The 958-nt window shown below is 65.9% G+C and carries 2 protein-coding genes; one reads left to right on the forward strand and one right to left on the reverse strand.

Annotated elements, in window-relative coordinates:
• The first annotated feature begins 232 nt into the window (after positions 1-232).
• Entirely contained in the window at positions 233-376 is a 144-nt protein-coding gene (locus MKK69_RS08395) for a hypothetical protein (protein WP_243967321.1), read from the forward strand.
• Positions 377-589: 213 nt separating this feature from the next.
• Here the strand turns inward: MKK69_RS08395 and MKK69_RS08400 are convergent.
• A partial coding sequence (locus MKK69_RS08400; RefSeq protein ID WP_409564789.1) for an outer membrane protein occupies positions 590-958 on the reverse strand: 369 nt, incomplete at its 5' end.

Consider the following 958-nt stretch of genomic DNA (forward strand, 5'->3'; position numbering starts at 1 on the left):
CGTAAGCTAAGCGCTTATACGACAACGGCGCAGCAACCTTGAGGTCACTGCGCCACTGGTCGGGCCGCCTGAGGGGGCAATGACGGCCACGACGAAACGGATACGCCCAGCCCCGCCTTCGCGGGGTGCGCCTGAGCACAGACAGTCGCATGTGGCGCGGCACTGTCACGCATCAAAGACTACCCGGAGACGACGACGGCTGCCTCTGATTGATCAAGGTTCAGAGGCGAGCGTGAGATGCCTTCTCCGATCCGACATCGCCATTTTCGCCAGTTACCACGCCTTCATCCACATTCATAGCGAGCGCTTCGCCGTGCTCTTGTCCTCGGCCCTGTTCTTGGCTGGCGCCCTGCAGCTGTTCTGGGCGATCGGCTGAACCTCTCAGCGCCTAATCCCAGAACAAAGAAACACCCCGGGAGCGGGTGCTCCCAGGGTGTCGCCGACCTCGCGGCCAGGGTGATCGAGCTGGGGGTGCGGAGGTCAGCCGGACGGCTGCTCTTCGGCGATGAGGGGCGGTGAGGAGGACCAACTACCCCTCGCCCGCCATCGCATCTTCCGGCACGGATGCCGGGAGCAGCGCGACCGGATCTTAGTACGAGCCGAACTTGTAGTTCAGGCCGGCGCGGACGACGGCGAACTCGTCGGAGCGGCGGCCGATGCCGCTGCTGTAGACGGCGGGGAAGTTGCTGGCGGCGTTGATGACGAACGCGCCCTGGTTGCGGGTGTTGCGGTCGAGGTTGACGTACAGGCCTTCGACCTTGAGCGTCACGGCCGAGGAGCGGAAGAAGTTCAGGAACGAGTCAGTGGGGAGCGCGTACTCGACGCCGCCGCCGACCGCGTAGCCGGTGCGGAAGCTGTCGTTGCCGGCGTAGCCGCCGAAGGAGCGGTCGGCGCTGCCCGAGCCGTAGGCGAAGCCGCCGGTGCCGTACACGAGGGTGCGGTCGAAGGCGTAGCCGAG

The sequence above is a fragment of the Methylobacterium sp. J-026 genome (genome assembly GCF_022829585.1).
Taxonomy (GTDB): Bacteria; Pseudomonadota; Alphaproteobacteria; order Rhizobiales; family Beijerinckiaceae; genus Methylobacterium.